Origin of the sequence: Flavobacterium caseinilyticum (genome assembly GCF_004349085.1) — a bacterium.
In the GTDB taxonomy this organism is placed as follows: Bacteria; Bacteroidota; Bacteroidia; order Flavobacteriales; family Flavobacteriaceae; genus Flavobacterium; species Flavobacterium caseinilyticum.
The window spans coordinates 213,788-233,893 of record NZ_SMFM01000002.1; the positions used below are offsets into that span (position 1 = coordinate 213,788).

The following is a 20,106-nucleotide window of genomic DNA, read 5'->3' on the forward strand; positions in this document are numbered from 1 at the left end:
TTAAACCTTAAACTTTAAACTCTAAAACAAAAAAATTAGTATACGAAAATAGCTCTTTCGCTCATCATTTCGTTTACTTCATTCGCCACTGCCTCGATAACATCTTCGTTAGTGTGATCCATCAAAACTCTGTCGATTAAAGCAACAATGGTTTCCATGTCTGCTTCAACCAGGCCACGAGTAGTAATTGCCGGAGTTCCTACACGGATTCCTGAAGTTACAAATGGAGATTTATCATCAAATGGCACCATGTTTTTATTTACGGTTATTTCTGCTTTAACCAATGCGTTTTCAGCATCTTTTCCAGAAATATTTTTATTTCTTAAATCTATCAGCATCATGTGATTGTCAGTTCCGCCAGAGATGATTTCATATCCTCTTTTTACAAAAGCCTCCGCCATAGCGTTGGCATTTTTTTGCAATTGTAAAGCGTAAGTGAAAAATTCATCTTTCAAAGCTTCACCAAAAGCTACTGCTTTTGCGGCAATAATGTGCATTAACGGTCCTCCTTGATTTCCAGGGAAAACAGCTAAATCCAATAAAGAAGACATCATTCTGATTTCGCCTTTTGGGGTTGTTAAGCCAAATGGATTTTCAAAATCTTTACCCATTAAGATTAATCCTCCACGAGGACCACGTAATGTTTTGTGTGTCGTAGTAGTTACAATATGGCAATGTGGCAATGGATCGTTCATTAAGCCCTTAGCAATAAGACCTGCAGGGTGCGAAATATCAGCTAATAAAATAGCGCCAACACTGTCAGCAATTACTCTGAAACGCTCAAAGTCCATATCACGGGAATACGCCGAAGCACCTGCGATAATTAATTTTGGTTGTTCTTTAGTCGCTATTTCTTGAATTTTATCATAATCTAATCTTCCTGTTTCTTTATCTACACCATAAAAAGAAGGAGTATACAAACGTCCCGAAAAATTAACTGGCGAACCATGCGTTAAATGCCCACCATGAGACAAATCAAAACCCAAGATTTTATCTCCAGGTTTAATACATGCGTGGTACACCGCCGTATTGGCTTGTGAACCGGAATGTGGTTGCACATTTGCGTAAGCAGCACCAAATAATTCTTTGGCCCTGTCAATAGCAATTTGCTCCACAACATCAACTACTTCACAACCGCCGTAGTATCTTTTGCCAGGATATCCTTCAGCATATTTGTTAGTTAAAACAGAACCAGCCGCTTCCATCACTTCGTCACTTACGAAGTTTTCCGATGCAATAAGTTCTAATCCGTGAATTTGTCTTTCTTGTTCTTCCAGAATAAGGTCAAAAATTTGTTCGTCGCGTTGCATTTTTTTGATTTTCGTTAATTTGATGCAAAAATACAAAAAAACGTTTGGTTAATAGTTAGATTATGATATATTTGATGTGTAATTTTTCAACAAAATAATTAACAAAATATGCCAATATCAGCTAACGATACCAATAGAAAATCATGGCTAGAAGTACCTGTCAACAGTGATTTTCCCATTCAAAACATTCCTTTTGGAGTTTTTCTCACTAAAGAAAACATAGTAACCGTAGGGACAAGAATTGGAGATTTCGCCATTGATTTGGGAGCTTTACAACAATTAAAATATTTTGAAGGCATTGAGCTGACGGATGATATGTTCATGCAGGACACTTTGAATGATTTTATTTCTGATGGTCAAAAAACATGGCGTCTGGTTCGAAACCGAATTGCAGAGCTTTTTGATGTGACAAATCCGAAATTACAGGATAATGCAAAAGATAAAGACATCATAATTTTCAAAATGGAAGATGTAGAAATGCAGTTACCGGTACTTATTGGTGATTACACGGACTTCTATTCCAGCAAAGAGCACGCAACCAATGTAGGAAAAATGTTTCGTGACCCTGAAAACGCATTGTTACCTAACTGGCTTCACATTCCTGTAGGCTATCACGGCCGAAGTTCTACCATTGTTCCGTCTGGAATTCCGGTTCACAGGCCGATGGGACAGACATTGCCAAACGGAGAAGCCACACCGGTTTTTGGTCCTTCCCGTTCTGTAGATTTTGAGCTGGAAACAGCGTTTATAACCACTGATGTAAACATTATGGGGGAAAACATCCTTGTTACTGAAGCTGAAGAATACATCTTCGGAATGGTTTTATTAAATGACTGGAGCGCACGTGATATCCAAAAATGGGAATATGTACCGCTGGGACCGTTCTTGGCGAAAAGCTTTGCCTCATCAATTTCACCCTGGATTGTGACTATGGATGCTTTAGAACCTTTTAGAACCAAAGGACCAAAACAAGAACCTACTCCACTTACTTATTTGCAACAAAAAGGAAAACATTCTTTTGACATTAATTTGGAAGTAGCTATTCAGCCTGAAAATTCAGAAGCGACAGTTATTTCACATTCGAATTTCAAATACATGTATTGGACAATGAGTCAGCAATTAGCACACCACACTTCTAATGGTTGTCGAGTAAATTCTGGCGATATGATGGGATCTGGTACTATTTCCGGACCTACGCCAGACAGTTATGGTTCGATGTTAGAACTAACTTGGGGCGGAAAAAATCCAATAAAATTGAATGACGGAACGGAACGTAAATTTATCAACGATAATGACACTGTAATCATGAAAGGACATTGCCAAAATGGACATGTTCGCATTGGTTTTGGTGAAGTTTCCAGTAAGTTACTACCACCTTTCGTCAGAAAATAAAAAGTAAAATACACATTCTAAAAACCTAACAATTGTACTATTTTTGTTAGGTTTTTTTATGGCAATATTTTTGGATTTTGAAAATTAGAATCAATTAATCTGTTTGAAAAAAGCAGCATTGCCATCATAAAAATCATCTGTTCAATCGTAAAGCTTATGAGAAAAATTACTCTTTTAATATCCTTTTTGGTCCTAATCTCTTCCTGTGGCGTAAAGCAAACCCAAAATTTACTAAGTTCCGGAAATTACGATCAGGCAATAGATAATGCCGTTTCCAATTTGCAAACCAATAAAGATAAAAAAGGCAAGCAAGATTATATTTATTTGCTCGAAGAGGCTTTCGCCAAAGCCAAAGAACGCGATTTGAATGCAATAAATTTATTGGCAAAAGATGCTAATCCCGCACAATTGGAAAAAATGTACAATACCTATTTGCAATTGAATTCCCGACAGGAAAAAATAAAACCCTTACTTCCTTTAAGTTTAATCAAAGAAGGTAGAAATGCCATTTTCGCATTCGACAACTATAACGATCAGATCATTGACAGCAAAAATGCGTTGTCTGCTTATTTGTATGCTAATGCTAAAAAACTATTGGCGACATCAGACAAGATGAATTACCGAAAAGCGTATGATGATTTGGATTATTTAAACCAGATAAATCCAAATTATAAAGATGTTCTGCGATTGATGGATGATGCAAGATTCAAAGGTTCTGATTACGTTTCGGTTTACACTAAAAATGAAACAAATATGATCATTCCGGTCCGGCTTGAAAATGACTTACTGGATTTTAGCACTTTAGGATTAAATGACAAATGGACAGTTTATCATAGCAACAAACAAAAAGGAATCAGCTATGATTATGGAATGGTAATCAATTTTAGACAAATTTATATTTCGCCAGAGCAAATAAAAGAAAGAGAATTTGTAAAAGAACGCATCATCAAAGACGGTGTCAAAAAACTAATTGATGCCAACGGAAAGGAAATGCTGGACGAAAAAGGAAAAGTAGTTATGGTCGATAACCTCAAAACTGTAACTGCCAGGATTTATGAATTCAGACAATTTAAGTCGTGTCAAATTACAGCAAAAATTGACTACATTAACTTTAAAAGCAATCAATTATTACAATCTTTTCCTCTAAGCAGCGAATTCATTTTCGAAAATATTTATGCTACTTACAAGGGAGATCGACGGGCTTCTGACGATAATTATTACTCTTATTTTGACAGAAAACCAGTAGCTTTTCCTAACAGTGAACAAATGGTTTATGACACCGGAGAAGACTTAAAAGCTAAAATTAAAGATATCATAAGTCGAAATAAATTTAGAAACTAATCCCTTAAATTTAATTTCTGTACGCAAAACTCCTTGATAATCAAACTATCAAGGAGTTTTTTATTTTAAAAAAAACACACAATACATTAAAATTTTGTTAGAAAACACAAAAATTGCATGGTGTTATAAAAATAAGTGTACTTTTGTACCAATGAATAAAACAAGTTTACATATAACTTCTTTGTCACGGACAAACAGACCTTCTACTTCTCCCGAAGTACGGATACTATCTCTATAGTACCCAAAAGCTGTTTCGTTTTATTATTCATTTTTCATTTTTCCGTTTTGAAATCAACCTTATTTTCCATTGGATTTTCAAATCCAAAAAAAGCTACATATTCATTACTATTGCATTGCGGTTCAATTTATTGCACAACAATCAACTGGTTTGATGTTATAGCTAAATTTGGCAAGGAGATATTTCAATTACAAAATCACAAATCATTTTATAACTCAAAAATTTAGCTTTTGAAATGAATATTTCTATTATAACAACTCACGAAGAACATTATAAGTATTCGCAGGAAATATGCGATACTATAGAATTATCCGCCCTTTTAAGAGGCACGGGAATTGCTAAGAGAACTCCTGAATACATCCAGAAAAAAATGGAAAGCAAAGATGCTGTAATTGCATTAGACAATGGCAAATTTGCAGGTTTTTGCTATATCGAAAGTTGGCAACACGGGAAATTTGTGGCACATTCCGGGCTGATTGTACATCCTGATTACAGAAATTTAGGTTTAGCTAAAAAGATCAAATCATTTGTTTTCGATTATTCATTAGAGAAATATCCAGATGCCAAGGTTTTTGGTATTACAACTGGTCTTGCAGTAATGAAAATCAACTCCGATTTAGGTTACAAACCAGTTCCTTTTTCAGAATTGACCAGCGATCCAAGTTTTTGGAAAGGATGCCAAACCTGCACCAATTATGAAATCCTCAAAAGTAAAGACAACAAAATGTGTTTGTGCACCGGAATGCTTTATGATCCAAAAGAAAAACCGGTAGATCCGCCTGAACATCCATTTAACACAAGAGTTCTCAATAGATTAAAATCAATTAAACAAGCCTTGTTCTTAAAAAAATAAATCCCCTCCCCTCCCGAAGCCTCGGGATTCTTGAAGGGAAGGGAGCCAAAGAGAGAAAAAAAATTAATAATAAAAATTCCCCTTTTGCCAGTATTGGCTCCCCCTCCTTCGGAGGGGGTTGGGGGGAGGAAAAAAAATAATATCATGAAAAAAGTAGTATTAGCATACAGCGGAGGATTAGACACCTCATATTGCCTAAAATATTTAAAAAATGAAAAAGGATATGAAGTTCATACAGTCCTTATCAATACAGGTGGATTTGATGAAGCGGAACTAGCCGCTATTGAAGAAAGAGCTTACGAATTAGGGAGTGCCCAACATGCCAACCTTACTATCGTAGATAAATATTACGACAAAGCCATTAAATATTTGATTTATGGAAATGTCTTAAAAAACAATACGTATCCATTATCTGTAAGTGCTGAACGTGTTTTTCAAGCCATTGAAGCAATTAAATATGCGAAATCTGTAGGTGCTGAAGCAATTGCTCACGGAAGTACCGGCGCAGGAAATGACCAAATTCGTTTTGATTTAATTTTTCAAACCATTGCTCCCGAAATTGAAATCATCACTCCTATCCGTGATTTAAAATTATCAAGACAGGAAGAAGTGGATTATTTAGCCAAAAACGGAGTTCATTATTCTTGGGAAAAAGCACAATATTCAATTAATAAAGGATTGTGGGGAACAAGCGTAGGTGGTAAAGAGACATTGACCTCTAATCAATCGTTGCCAAGTGAAGCATACCCTTCTCAATTGCAAAAAACGGGTGAAGAGAAAGTGACACTACAATTTGAAAAAGGACAATTAGTAGGTATCAACGGGACATTGGACACACCAACAAAAAACATCGTTGCATTAGAAAAACTAGCCAGCGCATATGCAATTGGCCGAGATACTCATGTTGGCGATACGATTATCGGAATTAAAGGAAGAGTTGGTTTTGAAGCCGCTGCGCCTTTAATCATTATCAAAGCACACCATTTACTGGAGAAACATACGCTGGGTAAATGGCAACAATACTGGAAAGAACAACTAGGAAACTGGTACGGAATGTTGTTTCATGAAGGGCAATTTTTAGATCCTGTAATGAGAAACATCGAGGCTTTCTTGGAAGACACTCAATCCACTGTAAACGGAACCGTTATAGTTTCGCTAAAACCATATCACTTTACATTGGACGGAATTGAATCTGAAAATGATTTAATGAATACCAGTTTTGGACAATATGGAGAAATGAACAATGCTTGGACATCTGACGATGCCAAAGGATTTATCAAAATTCTGGGGAATGCCCAAAACATATTTTCATCTGTAAATAAACTGACACATGATTAATATTGGAATAATTGGTGGTTCAGGTTACACAGCGGGGGAACTCATCAGAATACTGATGTTTCATCCCAATGCCACACTTGATTTTGTTTACAGCACAACAAATGCCGGGAAACCGCTGCATGTTGCGCATCATGATTTGATGGGCGATATCGAAATGAATTTTACTGATACCGTAAATCCAAATGTAAATGTGGTTTTCTTGTGCTTAGGTCATGGAAAATCAAAATCATTTTTAGAGCAAAATCAATTTGCAAGCCATACCAAAATCATCGATTTAGGAAATGATTTCAGATTGACAAAAGACAAAGATTTTGACAGTAAAACTTTCGTTTACGGTTTACCAGAATTGAATAAAGCAGCGATCAAAAACGCTCAATTCATAGCTAATCCAGGTTGTTTTGCGACAGCAATCCAACTGGCATTATTGCCTTTGGCGAACGCCGGAATACTAGCAACTGACGTTCATATCAGTGCTACAACCGGAAGCACGGGAGCCGGAGTTTCACCTTCGGAAACGACGCATTTTAGCTGGAGATCGAACAACATGTCGCATTATAAAGCTTTTGAGCATCAACATTTGGGCGAAATAAACCAAAGTGTAAACCAATTGCAAGCGAATTATACAAACGAATTGATTTTTGTACCCAACAGAGGGGATTTTGCCAGAGGGATTTTCGCTACATTATACACAACAATCGAAGAAAATCTGGAAGATGTAGTAGCTAAATATGAGGCTTTTTACAAAGACCAGCCTTTTGTAACGGTTACTACCAATGGAATCAATATGAAACAAGTGGTTCAAACGAATAAATGTATTATCAGTTTAATAAAAAAAGGAAACCGGTTATTGATTACTTCAGTAATTGATAATTTGACAAAAGGAGCCTCGGGACAAGCCATACAAAACATGAATTTGATGTTTGGATTGGATGAAACCACAGGATTGCATTTGAAACCAAGCGGATTTTAGAAAAAATTTGTTTCAAGTTTAAAGTTTAAGGTTGTACACGTAACTTTAAACTTTAAACCTTAAACCATTTAAACAAAAAAATAAAATGAACTTATTTGACGTTTACCCATTATACAACATCACTCCTGTAAAAGCGCTGGATTGCACAATTACAGATGAAAAAGGAGTGGAATATTTAGATTTATATGGTGGTCATGGAGTAATTTCCATTGGACACACACAACCGGACTATGTTGCCAAATTAAAAAATCAATTGGATAATATTGGTTTTTATTCCAATGCGATTCAGAATCCATTGCAGGTAGAATTAGCGGAAAAATTAGGAAAACTTTCAGGATTGGAAGATTACACTTTATTCTTGTGCAGTTCCGGAGCCGAAGCCAATGAAAATGCGTTGAAACTGGCTTCTTTTCACAACAATAAATCACGTGTTATTGCTTTTGATAATGCATTTCACGGAAGAACTTCGGCGGCAGTTGCGGTGACAGATAACAAAAAAATTGTTGCGCCAATCAATGCACAACAAATCGTTACTTTTTTACCATTGAATGACATCGAGTTGGTGGAAAACGAATTAAAAAAAGGAGATGTTTCTTCTGTTATCATTGAAGGAATTCAAGGAGTTGGTGGTTTAGACCAAGGTACAACTGAATTTTTCCAGGCATTAGAAAAAATATGTGCAGCATACGATGCCGTTCTGATTTTGGACGAAGTGCAATCAGGATACGGAAGAAGCGGGAAGTTTTTCGCACATCAGCATCATAACATCAAAGCAGATATTATTTGTCTGGCAAAAGGAATGGGTAACGGATTTCCTATTGGCGGAATCCTGATTTCTCCAAAATTCACAGCTAGTTATGGATTATTGGGAACTACTTTTGGTGGAAATCATTTGGCTTGTGCCGCCGGAATAGCAGTTTTGGATGTGATTGAAAGTCAAAAATTAATGGATAACGTAAATGACGTTTACGCCTATTTTTCAGAAGCAATAAAACAAGTTCCTGAAGTGATCCAAGTAAAAGGAAGAGGATTAATGTTAGGCGTAGAATTTGATTTTGACGTAAGTACACTTCGTAAAAAAATGATTATTGATAAACATATTTTTACGGGAAATGCTAATAATAAAAACTTATTAAGAATTCTTCCTCCATTGACAATCAAGAAGGAAGCAATTGACACCTTTATAATAGCTTTAAAAGAAAGTTTAACTGAATTATAAGTATATTTTTATCTATTTTTTCATCCAAATATTGGATCATCTTTCGACAATTCATAATTCATAATTCATAATTGCAATGAACTACATCTCCATACAAAACATAGATTCGCTCGATAAATGGGTGAAACAAGCATTAAAAATCAAGAAAAAACCTCTTAAAAACAAAAAATTGGGAAAAAACAAAACCTTAGGCATGTTGTTTTTCAATTCCAGTTTAAGAACGCGTTTGAGTACACAAAAAGCAGCTTTAAACTTGGGAATGAACGTCATGGTAATGAATTTTACCAGTGAAGGTTGGACACTTGAGTTTGAAGATGGAGCCATCATGAACTCAGGTGCTTCGGAACATATAAAAGAAGCTGCTGCGGTAGTTTCTCAATATTGCGATATAATTGCCATCAGGGCTTTTGCCGGATTGGTAGATAAAGAAAAAGACAATGCCGAAATTGTACTTTCCGGTTTCTTAAAATACGCCACCGTGCCTGTTGTCAATATGGAAAGTGCTACTGGACATCCATTACAATCTCTTGCCGATGCTATAACTATGGCAGAGCACAAAACAGAACACCGCCCAAAAGTAGTTTTAACTTGGGCGCCACACCCTAAAGCATTACCTCAAGCTGTTCCCAATTCCTTTGTAGAAATGATGCAGTTACAAGATGCCGACTTTGTGATTACGCATCCCGAAGGCTATGAGTTGAATCCCGAAATCACGAAAGATTCCAAGATTGAATACGACCAAAACAAAGCTTTCGAAAATGCCGATTTTATCTATGCCAAAAACTGGAGCAATTATAACGATTATGGTCAGATTACAAATTCTGACCCAAATTGGACCGTAACTTCCGATAAAATGAAGCTAACCAACAATGCTAAATTCATGCACTGTTTACCGGTAAGACGTAATGTGATTGTTACCGATGAAGTGATTGACAGCGAAAATTCAATTGTTATTGAACAAGCCAATAATAGAACGTATGCAGCGCAATTAGTGTTGCAGAAGATTTTAGAAAATAGAAAATAGAGAAAAGACTTTTAAAATATTAGTGATGAGTCCGAAACCAAAAACCAAGAACCTAAAACCACTTTCAATCATAAAAATTGGAGGAAACATTATTGATAATCCAGCGGAATTAGCACAGTTCTTAATTGATTTTTCTATAATTGAAGGGGATAAAATACTCGTTCATGGCGGAGGAAAATCAGCTACCAAAATGGCCGAAAGCATAGGTTTAATACCTCAAATGATTGATGGAAGACGCATCACCGATGCTGCTATGCTTGAGGTTGTTGTGATGATTTATGCAGGCCAAATTAATAAAAATATTGTTGCTCAATTACAAGCAAATTTCACCAATGCGATAGGGTTTTCTGGTGCTGATGGAAATTTAATTCAATCGGATAAAAGAAACCACCTAACAATCAATTATGGCTACGTGGGCGATGTAAAAAAAGTGAATACCGAATTGCTGGAAACGTTGCTTTCAAATGGCATTGTCCCTGTATTTTGCGCGATAACACATGATGGAAAAGGACAATTATTAAACACGAATGCGGATACGATTGCCAGTGAATTAGCAATTGCTTTATCAGAAGTTTTTGATGTCACATTGAATTATTGCTTCGAAAAACCTGGTGTTTTATATGATGCCGAAGACGATTCTTCAGTAATTGAAAACATCAATCAAGAACTATATTCCAAATTAAAAGTCGAAAAAGCGATACATTCGGGCATGATTCCTAAATTAGACAACTGTTTCAACAGTTTATCCAAAGGAGTTCAAAAAATAAAAATTGGTCATCATCGCATGTTGCAAGACAAGACCTCATTGTACACAAGTATAGAATTATAAAAAGTTAAACACGAATTTCACAAATTTACACGAACTGAAAATTTTGTGTCATTGTGCCTTCGTCGTAAATAACAGACCCGTTGTGGCAAATAAAATATGAAGAGTATAGAAATCCTTACACAAGAAGCCATTGCGCTATTAAAAGCACTGATTGAAACGCCTTCATTTTCTAGTGAAGAAGACAAAACTGCACTTTTAATTGAAAATTGGTTCACACAAAATAACATTCCTTTCGAAAGAGAGAATAATAATGTTTGGGCTTTCAATAAGAATTTTGACAAGTCCAAACCAACGCTTTTACTGAATTCACACCACGATACCGTAAAACCAAACCAAGGTTATACCAAGGATCCTTTTAAAGCTATCGTAAAAGATGGTAAATTATTTGGATTGGGAAGTAATGATGCGGGAGGTTGTCTGGTTTCGCTTTTAGCCACTTTTGTATATTTTTATCTGAATGAAAATTTGCCTTACAATATTGTGATGGTCGCTTCAGCCGAAGAAGAAAGCAGTGGAAAAAATGGATTAAACAGCGTATTGAAACATTTACCAAAACTGGAATGTGCGATTGTTGGTGAACCAACTTTGATGCAATTGGCCGTAGCCGAAAAAGGTTTACTAGTACTTGATGTCATCGTAAAAGGTACTGCCAGTCACGCCGCACATAACAATCCGGATAATCCTATTTATAATGCGGTACCCGTTATTGAATGGTTTAATAGCTATCAATTCGAAAAAATATCGGAGGTTTTAGGTCCTGTAAAAATGACGGTAACACAAATCTCTGCTGGAAAACAACACAACGTAGTTCCTGCTGAATGTCATTTGGTTGTCGATATCAGGGTGAATGATTGTTATAGCAATCAAGAAATTTTAGATACCGTAAGACAACATTTAACTGCTGAAGTCAATCCGCGTTCGATGCATTTGAATGCGTCTTCGATTCCAGTTGCTCACGGATTGGTACAGGCCGGAATCGCAGTGGGAAGAACCACGTACGGGTCGCCTACCCTTTCGGATCAATCGGTTTTGAGTTGTCAATCCTTAAAATTAGGACCTGGTGAAACCCTGCGGTCACACTCGGCAGACGAATTTATATTTATAAACGAAATCGAAGAAGGAATTAAATTGTATATCAAAATACTAACTGATTTTTTCAAACAATAAAATAATTTGAATTTATCCTGATTATTTTCAGGAGCTAATCCCGCTATACGTTGCAATCTTTTATTTTTTAAAGAAAAAAAATAAAAGGATTTCCACTGCAAACGGAGTTCACTGAACTCCTGTGAAAATAGAAATTAAGTGAAGTAATCGGGGCTAAAAATCTAACAGTCTAAAAATCTAATTATCCACAATATGAAACTTTGGGAAAAAGGAATACCAACCGATAAGCAAATCGAACATTTTACCGTTGGAAACGACAGAGAACTGGATTTAGTTCTGGCCAAATATGATGCATTGGGTTCTATCGCACATGCAAAAATGTTGGGACAAATCGGTCTTTTAACAGACTCCGAAACCGTTTCTTTGGTTTTGGCTTTGGAAGAAATAATAAAAGACGTTGAAGGCGGAAAATTCGAAATAGAAGACAGCTTTGAAGACGTGCATTCCAAAATCGAATATTTACTGACCGTAAAATTGGGTGACGCCGGAAAGAAAATCCATACTGCCCGTTCCCGTAACGACCAGGTTTTGGTAGATGTTAATTTATATTTGAAAGATGTAGTTAAAGAACTAAAAGAGCAAGTAAAAAGCCTTTTTGATTTACTGATGGAATCAGCCGAAAAACACCAAAATGTTTTATTACCAGGATACACGCACCTACAAATTGCAATGCCTTCCTCTTTTGGAATGTGGTTTTCCGCTTATGCCGAAACTTTGATTGATGATGTAACGATGTTGAATGCTGCTTTGAAAATTGTGGACCAAAACCCATTAGGATCAGCTGCAGGTTACGGAAGTTCATTTCCTATCAACAGAACATTCACTACACAGGAATTGGGTTTTGAAACTTTAAAATTCAATTCGGTAGCGGCACAAATGAGCCGTGGAAAATCAGAGAAAACAGTTGCTTTTGCTATGAGCAGCGTCGCGGCAACTTTGGCTAAATTCTCGATGGATGTTTGTTTGTATATGAGTCAGAATTTTGATTTCATCACTTTGCCTTCGCATCTTACGACCGGTTCGAGTATCATGCCACACAAGAAAAATCCGGATGTTTTTGAATTAATTCGCGGGAAATGCAATAAAATCCAAGCGTTACCATACGAAATTACTTTAATCACCAATAACCTGCCAAGTGGCTATCACAGGGATTTACAATTACTGAAAGAAGGATTATTTCCAGCGATTCAAAACCTGCAAGCCTGTTTGGATATCGCGATTTTTGCAATCAAAGACATTAAAGTAAAAGACAATATTCTTGCGGATCCAAAATACAATTATTTGTTTACCGTTGACACTTTAAATGAAATGGTAGTTACGGGAATGCCTTTTAGAGACGCGTATAAAGCGGTTGCTGAGCAGCTTGAAAATGGTACTTTTCAATCTCCCAAAGAAACCAGACATACGCACGAAGGAAGCATCAACAACCTTTGTTTGGAGGAAATCAAAGAGAAAATGAGATTGGCTTTTTAAACTCTGTTTCATATAAAAATAATTTCGCATCGGTAACCTCGATGCGTTTTTTTTTATTGTGTAATTCCTTATATTTGATTTATACTTATCTGAATTAATTGAAATGAAAAAATTTGAATCAGAAGCAACACAAACTCTTTTAGCAAGAAATCTTATTTCAAAAGAACAATACCTACAGATTCAAGCCTATCGAAGTTTAAATATCTTTTCACTCCGCAATGAATTGAGATTTTTACTTTATCTGTCCGTTTTGCTGTTTACCTCTGGAATGGGGACTATAATTTATCAAAACATCGACAGTATTGGCCACATTGCCATACTTTCTTTTATACTTGTAGTGACGATTATATGCTTCTATTTTTGCTTCAAAAATGCTGGTAATTTCAAAAAAAACGAAACTGCTTTTGCCAATCCAATCTTTGATTATTTGCTGCTTTCTGCCACTATTTTAACTTGTACTTTTATTGGTTATTTGCAGTACCAGTACCATCCTTTTGGAACACATTATGGTTTGGCAACATTAATCCCTACACTAATTTGCTTTTTTTGCGCTTATTATTTTGACAACAAAAGTGTCTTATCTATTGCCATCACTGGACTGGCTGCTTTTGTAGGATTATCGGTTAGTCCACCAGCATTATTAAACAATACCACTTACAACACCACTTCGTTAAGTTATTCGGGCATTCTTTTAGGAATAGCTCTTGTACTATGGACAATTTATGCCACGAAAATAGACCTAAAAAAGCATTTTAATTTAATCTATTTTACGTTTTCCTTACATCTAATTAGTATTGCTTGTTTAAACAATCTATTAGAAGTTTATTGGTATTTCTTTGAAATTATTTTGGGGCTTTCCACTTATTATTTTTACAGAATAAGCCATAAAATGGGTTCAATTTCGATATTTGTATTCACAATTTTATATGCCTATCTAGGATTTAACTTTTTACTTTTTAAAATTTTGGAGCAGATAAACCCTGAATATTTAGTTACTCCATTAATTTTTTTGACACCTGCCTATCTGATTCTTTCAATAGTAATGTTTATCAAACTGATTAAGAACTTTAATAAAAAAACTTCAAATGATAGTTTACAATAAAAGCTTATTAGACAACACTTTGTTTGTTGATGAAGCCTCTTCTTTAAAAGAATCAGGTTTCATCGATCCAGCTCAATACCAAACTATAATTGGTGAATTGTCCACTTTAAAAAGGCATAAAAACATATTAATTCGATTAGGCTTTTTTTTACTTGGCAAGTTCTTATATTCTTCAATTTGTGGAATGCTTTCTATTTTTTCCATAAATTTTGAAAATTTTAATGATGAAATACTATTATTTGTGTATTCCATAATTGGTTTTGTTGGAATAGAATTTCTAGCCAAACAAAAATTTTATGGATTTGGTCTTGACGATGCTTTTTTATTAGGCGCGCAATTGCTTTTATTTTTAGGAGTGGGAATTACTACCAAGGGAAATTTTTTAGCAGTTTTTATAACTATTGCTGCAGCATCAATAATTAGTTATTTAAGATACATCTATTTATCATCAGCATTACTATTTAGTCTGGGACTAACAGGGAGCTTGGCGTATTTGATGTTTGAATTTGGTGACATCGGAAAATCAATCTTGCCCTTTGTTCTGATGTTATTTTCGGGGCTGTTATATTTCTCGGCCAAAATAGCCTTAAAGAACATTAAATTGCCTTATTATTCAAAGGGAATAGAATTAGTAAATAGCTTTAGCTTAATTTTATTTTATCTATCTGGAAATTATTTAGTAGTACGAGAATTATCTGTTTTATTGCTAAAAAAAGAGATTCCAGCGACTCAAGAAATTTCTTTTGCACTATTTTTTTATGCTTTCACCATTATTGTCCCAGCTTTTTATCTAGTTTATTCTTTGATAAAAAAAGACAAGATAATGCTTTGGATTGGATTTTTGGGACTTGCCTTTTCTATTTTCACCATTCTCTATTACCACCACATTCTTCTCCCTGAAGAGGCATTAACCATTTCTGGATTGGCTTTGTTTGTCTTTACTTATTTCTCGATTAAAAAAATCAAGAATAATGAAACTGGATTAACCTTTCTGCCAGATCGTTTCTCAAATTCTAATTCTCAATTAAATTTAGAAACAATAGTTATTGCCTCACAATTTGGATTGCAACCAGAAATAAATCAAGAAGAGTCACCAATTAAATTTGGTGGTGGAGGATTTAGTGGTGGGGGCTCTACAGGAGAATATTAGAAATATTTGTCGAAAGAAATCTACAATTTTTTCTTCAATTCTTCAGCATCAATATCACTGTGCGAAACATTATAAATGGCTTTTCCGTCTTTTATAAGAATCAATTGTGGTGACTGATGATACACTCCAAAACGAGTTGCAATTTCATTAGAAATATCACGATGTGCTATTAAATCTAAAAAATAAGGTGTAACTTTATCTGAGCTATCAAACTGATTTTCAAACTGTTTCAGCGCCATTCTGCTTACGCTGCATCGTGTACTGTGTTTGAAAATCGCAACTGGTTTTTCATTCGACACAGCAATAATTTCATCCAGTTGCGCTAAACCGGTCAGTTCATTCCAGTTGATTTTGTTTTCGTTTGCATTGGCGTCGTCGGAACTGCTGAATATATTTTTAAAAAAACTCATAATTGTCTTATTTTAAGACATTTTGACTTTGAAATATGATATAAATCATGAAATTTCTGTCAATTTGTCGGTATTATTGTAATGGAATATATATTGAATATTGAATTGCAAAGTTAGTTAAATAACCACAAAACTATATAACATCATGAACATAAATAAATTCACGATCAAATCTCAGGAAGCCATTCAGCTTTCGCAGCAATTGGCGCAAAGCCAAGGGCAACAGCAAATAGAGAACGAACATATTTTCAAGGCTATTTTTGAAGTTGATGAAAATGTGGCTCCTTTTATTTTGAAAAAATTAAACGTAAATGTTCCTCTATTTCTTCAAATTTTAGATAGCACGATTCAAAGTTTTCCAAAAGTTTCCGGTGGCGAAATTATGCTTTCAAGAACTGCAAACACAACCCTAAATGAAGCAGAAATTATTGCTAAAAAAATGAATGATGAATTCGTCTCCGTGGAGCATTTAATTTTGGCGATTTTTGATTCTAAAACTAAGGCAGCCCAAATTTTAAAAGATCAGGGCGTAACCGGAAAAGGATTGAAAGCGGCAATAGAAGAATTGCGAAAAGGGGAACGAGTAACTTCGGCTTCGGCTGAAGAAACCTATAATTCATTGAACAAATACGCAAAAAACCTCAATGAATTGGCCCGTGCCGGTAAACTCGATCCTGTTATTGGTCGTGACGAGGAAATTCGCAGGGTGTTGCAGATTCTAACTCGTAGAACCAAAAATAACCCGATGTTAGTGGGAGAACCCGGCGTCGGAAAAACCGCTATCGCCGAAGGTTTGGCACACCGAATTGTAGATGGCGATGTTCCGGACAATTTAAAAGATAAAATCGTCTATTCTCTTGACATGGGAGCGCTGATTGCCGGTGCTAAATATAAGGGTGAATTTGAAGAGCGATTAAAATCCGTAGTAAAAGAAGTGACTTCTGCTGAAGGTGATATTGTATTATTCATTGACGAAATCCATACGCTTGTCGGAGCCGGCGGTGGCGAAGGTGCTATGGATGCGGCGAATATTCTGAAACCGGCATTGGCTCGTGGAGAACTTCGCGCCATTGGAGCTACAACATTGGACGAATATCAAAAATATTTTGAAAAAGACAAAGCGCTGGAAAGACGTTTTCAAAAAATAATGATCGAAGAACCGGATACCGAAAGTGCGATTTCAATTTTACGCGGAATCAAAGAAAAATATGAAACACATCATAAAGTTCAGATAAAGGATGAAGCTATTATTGCTGCAGTCGAATTATCACAACGCTATATTACCAACCGTTTCCTTCCGGACAAAGCCATTGATTTAATGGACGAGGCAGCATCAAAAATACGCATGGAGATCAATTCCAAACCTGAAGAACTGGATGTTTTGGACCGAAAAGTAATGCAACTGGAAATAGAAATTGAAGCGATAAAAAGAGAAAAAGACGAAAGTAAACTCAAAGTTTTAGGAATGGACTTGGCCAACCTAAAAGAAGAGAGAAACGAAATTTACGCCAAATGGAAATCCGAGAAAGATATAGTCGATACTATTCAAGGAGTAAAAACGGAGATAGAGGATTTCAAATACGAAGCAGAACGAGCCGAACGTGATGGCGATTATGGAAAAGTAGCCGAAATTCGTTATGGAAAAATTAAAGAAGCCCAAGAAAGATTAGATACTTTTCAAAAACAATTGGCCGAAGATCAAATTGGAGGAACTTCGTTAATCAAAGAAGAAGTTACCAGAGAAGACATAGCTGAAGTAGTAGCTAAATGGACCGGAATTCCGGTGATGAAAATGCTTCAGGGCGAAAGAGAAAAACTATTGAAACTGGAAGATGAGTTGCATCACAGAGTCGTGGGACAGGAAGAAGCCATTCAAGCGGTAAGTGATGCGGTTAGAAGAAGTCGTGCCGGATTACAAGACATGAAAAAACCGGTTGGAACCTTCCTTTTCCTTGGAACTACAGGCGTTGGAAAAACGGAATTGGCGAAAGCCTTGGCAGAATACCTATTTGACGATGAAAATGCGATGACCCGTATTGACATGAGCGAATACCAGGAACGCCACAGCGTAAGCCGTTTGGTAGGTGCGCCTCCGGGATATGTTGGTTATGAAGAAGGCGGCCAATTAACGGAAGCTGTTCGCAGAAAACCATATTCCGTGATATTATTGGATGAAATTGAAAAAGCGCACCCCGATACCTTCAATATCTTGTTACAAGTTTTGGACGAAGGGCGTTTGACAGATAACAAAGGGCGTCTGGCTGATTTTAAAAACACGATTATCATCATGACATCAAATATGGGTAGCCAAATTATTCAGGAAAAATTCGAAAACCTAAAAGGAAGTGTCGAAGCCGCAACCGAAGCTGCAAAAGTGGAAGTGCTGGGCTTATTGAAACAAACGGTGCGTCCGGAATTCATCAATCGTATTGATGAGATTGTTATGTTTACGCCGCTTACCAATGAAAATATTACTAAAATTGTAGGCTTGCAACTAAAAAGCGTTACTAAAATGCTAGCGCTGCAAGGCATCACCATGGACGCAACTCCGGAGGCAATTGCCTATTTATCCGAAAAAGGTTATGATCCGCAATTTGGTGCAAGACCGGTGAAAAGAGTGATTCAAAGAGATGTTCTGAACCAGTTATCTAAAGAAATTCTAGCTGGAAAAATCACAACAGATAGTATTATTCTGTTGGATGCTTTTAATGGGCAGTTGGTTTTTAGAAATCAAAGTGAACTAGTTTCTTAATCAAAAACTATAAAAAAAGACTTCACAGAAATGAAACCTGTGAAGTCTTTTTATTTATATTCAAAAAGATTTTTACCGATAAACTAAAAACAGCTTGATTCGTACTCTTTTATCAATTCTATAACTCCCTCTTCTCCACTTATTTTTAATATTTTATTCTCTACCTTTTCTAATACGCTTGGACAATCAGTAATTTCACGACTAATAACTTTTTTGGAGATGAGCCTGCCTAGTCCCATAGCTTCCATGAATGATTTCTTACCATTATTTGGCCTTACAATAACATAAAAATTTACAGTCGTGTAACCAGGCTTTATAACTTTCAATAATTTTAACTTATTCGAATACAGTAGTAAACCAAATACGTTATCATCAATAGCAATAAACTCAAATCGTTTATTCTCTCTTGTAAAACTAAAAGATTTAACTTCATTGGGAAAAAACTCTTTTTTTTCACCTTTTCCATTAACTACGAATAGTTTTTTTTCTAAATCCAAAACCATTAAATTTTCGAGTAAATAATCCTTTTTTAATCTAAATTCTTTTATTGTGTCGTTTTGGTTTGTTATAATATCCACTTGAACATTCTGACTCGAAATTTTAAATACCAAAAAGAATAAAAAAAGCGTGTAATGTAATTTTTTCATATATTTTTATTAACTGTTTATCAAATAATTTCACCAACAAAACTAATAGTTATTTTTAGGTATTTAAAAATTAAATATGATTTTTATTATTCATTATAATTTCAGAATTCATATTCTTAAAGAAATAAAACACAAAAATATCGCTTACACCAAGAGCATCTTTTATTCAAACTCTTTCTACCCTAAAATGTAACTTCCTTTTTTATATATTTCTGCTACAATATCTCATCTATGAAACCTGTGATTCGAAGATACATTCCTGACTAAAAATCAATCTGCATCAGTTTCTTGATCAAAATATTTGAATAGAATGAAAAGTAGTTGAAAGGCTGGTTTTTTTATACGCAAATTTTTTTAGGAACAAACTGGATGATTTACTTACTATTTTATAATTAGTTCCAAAAACAAAGTTAAAAACGTGTTCCAACTTTAATTTACAACTTCACAAGTAGGAAAATGCAGAATTGGAAAATTACACGAATTGGCTATAAAACAGAGTTGGTTTGCTTTTTTGTGCAAGCTAAGTGCCTCTTCCATTTTTTCTTTATTGCTGATACAAACTTCTGGAAACAGTTTAATAGCAGTAAAACGTCCGCTACCGTCCTCCAAAACCTCCAGAGCTGCCTCCGCTTCGTCTGTATAAGAAACCACATCAATCCCATTTTGGCTGCAAAGATATAAATATGACATCATGTGACAGGAAACTACACTGCTCAATAACAGATCTTCAGGATTGTACAAAGCAGGATCACCTTTGAAGGCTTTGGCAGCCGAAACATTAAGAACAGCCTTGCCAGCAATCGATATGGAATGACTTTTAGTATAAGCCTCTGTTTCCTTTTTAGAAAAAAACCAATCTAATTTGGCTTTAAAAACGAGTTTGAAACCCAT

At 35.4% G+C, this 20,106-nt stretch carries 17 protein-coding genes; 13 read left to right on the forward strand and 4 right to left on the reverse strand.

The genetic code is table 11. From position 1 onward, the window contains the following. Nucleotides 1–35 precede the first annotated feature (35 nt). Nucleotides 36–1,310 carry a serine hydroxymethyltransferase gene (glyA, locus tag E0F89_RS05390; protein ID WP_131908828.1) on the reverse strand — a complete coding sequence of 425 codons (1,275 nt, stop codon included), beginning with the start codon at nt 1,308–1,310 and terminating at the stop codon, nt 36–38. Nucleotides 1,311–1,418: 108 nt separating this feature from the next. On the opposite strand from glyA, the gene fahA reads away from it, so the two are divergent. From fahA to E0F89_RS05450, 12 genes are all read left to right on the forward strand, one after another. After that, entirely contained in the window at nt 1,419–2,702 is a 1,284-nt protein-coding gene (gene fahA, locus E0F89_RS05395) for a fumarylacetoacetase (protein WP_131908829.1), read from the forward strand. 156 nt (nt 2,703–2,858) lie between these two features. Then, complete coding sequence (locus E0F89_RS05400) at nt 2,859–4,043, forward strand: hypothetical protein (protein WP_131908830.1); 1,185 nt, start codon at nt 2,859–2,861, stop codon at nt 4,041–4,043. Nucleotides 4,044–4,516: 473 nt separating this feature from the next. Then, nucleotides 4,517–5,134, forward strand: a complete 618-nt coding sequence (locus E0F89_RS05405; RefSeq protein ID WP_131908831.1) for a GNAT family N-acetyltransferase — start codon at nt 4,517–4,519, stop codon at nt 5,132–5,134. Between the two features lie 144 nt (nt 5,135–5,278). Beyond that, nucleotides 5,279–6,472, forward strand: coding sequence for an argininosuccinate synthase (locus E0F89_RS05410; RefSeq protein WP_131908832.1), 1,194 nt, complete (start codon nt 5,279–5,281; stop codon nt 6,470–6,472). Beyond that, entirely contained in the window at nt 6,465–7,442 is a 978-nt protein-coding gene (gene argC, locus E0F89_RS05415) for an N-acetyl-gamma-glutamyl-phosphate reductase (RefSeq protein ID WP_131908833.1), read from the forward strand. Before E0F89_RS05410 ends, argC begins: the two co-directional genes overlap by 8 nt. An 85-nt stretch (nt 7,443–7,527) precedes the next feature. Then, the gene (locus E0F89_RS05420) at nt 7,528–8,661 is read left to right on the forward strand and encodes an aspartate aminotransferase family protein (protein WP_131908834.1); all 1,134 of its coding nucleotides are present in this window, start codon (nt 7,528–7,530) and stop codon (nt 8,659–8,661) included. Nucleotides 8,662–8,737: 76 nt separating this feature from the next. Next, nucleotides 8,738–9,685, forward strand: a complete 948-nt coding sequence (locus E0F89_RS05425; protein ID WP_131908835.1) for an N-acetylornithine carbamoyltransferase — start codon at nt 8,738–8,740, stop codon at nt 9,683–9,685. Nucleotides 9,686–9,710: 25 nt separating this feature from the next. Further along, complete coding sequence (argB, locus tag E0F89_RS05430) at nt 9,711–10,514, forward strand: acetylglutamate kinase (RefSeq protein ID WP_131908836.1); 804 nt, start codon at nt 9,711–9,713, stop codon at nt 10,512–10,514. Nucleotides 10,515–10,610: 96 nt separating this feature from the next. Continuing rightward, nucleotides 10,611–11,681, forward strand: coding sequence for a M20 family metallo-hydrolase (locus E0F89_RS05435; RefSeq protein ID WP_131908837.1), 1,071 nt, complete (start codon nt 10,611–10,613; stop codon nt 11,679–11,681). A gap of 192 nt (nt 11,682–11,873) precedes the next feature. Beyond that, on the forward strand, nt 11,874–13,154 hold the full coding sequence (gene argH / locus E0F89_RS05440) for an argininosuccinate lyase (RefSeq protein ID WP_131908838.1): 1,281 nt from the start codon (nt 11,874–11,876) through the stop codon (nt 13,152–13,154). Between the two features lie 103 nt (nt 13,155–13,257). Then, nucleotides 13,258–14,256 carry a DUF2157 domain-containing protein gene (locus E0F89_RS05445; RefSeq protein ID WP_131908839.1) on the forward strand — a complete coding sequence of 333 codons (999 nt, stop codon included), beginning with the start codon at nt 13,258–13,260 and terminating at the stop codon, nt 14,254–14,256. 19 nt (nt 14,257–14,275) lie between these two features. Further along, nucleotides 14,276–15,406, forward strand: a complete 1,131-nt coding sequence (locus tag E0F89_RS05450) for a hypothetical protein (protein WP_243699481.1) — start codon at nt 14,276–14,278, stop codon at nt 15,404–15,406. 20 nt (nt 15,407–15,426) lie between these two features. On the opposite strand, the gene ytxJ is transcribed toward E0F89_RS05450, so the two are convergent. Beyond that, nucleotides 15,427–15,816 carry a bacillithiol system redox-active protein YtxJ gene (ytxJ, locus tag E0F89_RS05455; protein ID WP_131908841.1) on the reverse strand — a complete coding sequence of 130 codons (390 nt, stop codon included), beginning with the start codon at nt 15,814–15,816 and terminating at the stop codon, nt 15,427–15,429. Between the two features lie 145 nt (nt 15,817–15,961). Between ytxJ and clpB the strand changes: the two genes are divergently transcribed. Next, nucleotides 15,962–18,568, forward strand: a complete 2,607-nt coding sequence (gene clpB, locus E0F89_RS05460; RefSeq protein ID WP_131908842.1) for an ATP-dependent chaperone ClpB — start codon at nt 15,962–15,964, stop codon at nt 18,566–18,568. Nucleotides 18,569–18,651: 83 nt separating this feature from the next. On the opposite strand, the gene E0F89_RS05465 is transcribed toward clpB, so the two are convergent. Both E0F89_RS05465 and E0F89_RS05470 read right to left on the reverse strand, forming a co-directional pair. Then, on the reverse strand, nt 18,652–19,215 hold the full coding sequence (locus tag E0F89_RS05465; RefSeq protein ID WP_131908843.1) for a hypothetical protein: 564 nt from the start codon (nt 19,213–19,215) through the stop codon (nt 18,652–18,654). A 429-nt stretch (nt 19,216–19,644) separates the two neighbouring features. Continuing rightward, nucleotides 19,645–20,106 carry an OsmC family protein gene (locus E0F89_RS05470; RefSeq protein ID WP_131908844.1) on the reverse strand — a complete coding sequence of 154 codons (462 nt, stop codon included), beginning with the start codon at nt 20,104–20,106 and terminating at the stop codon, nt 19,645–19,647.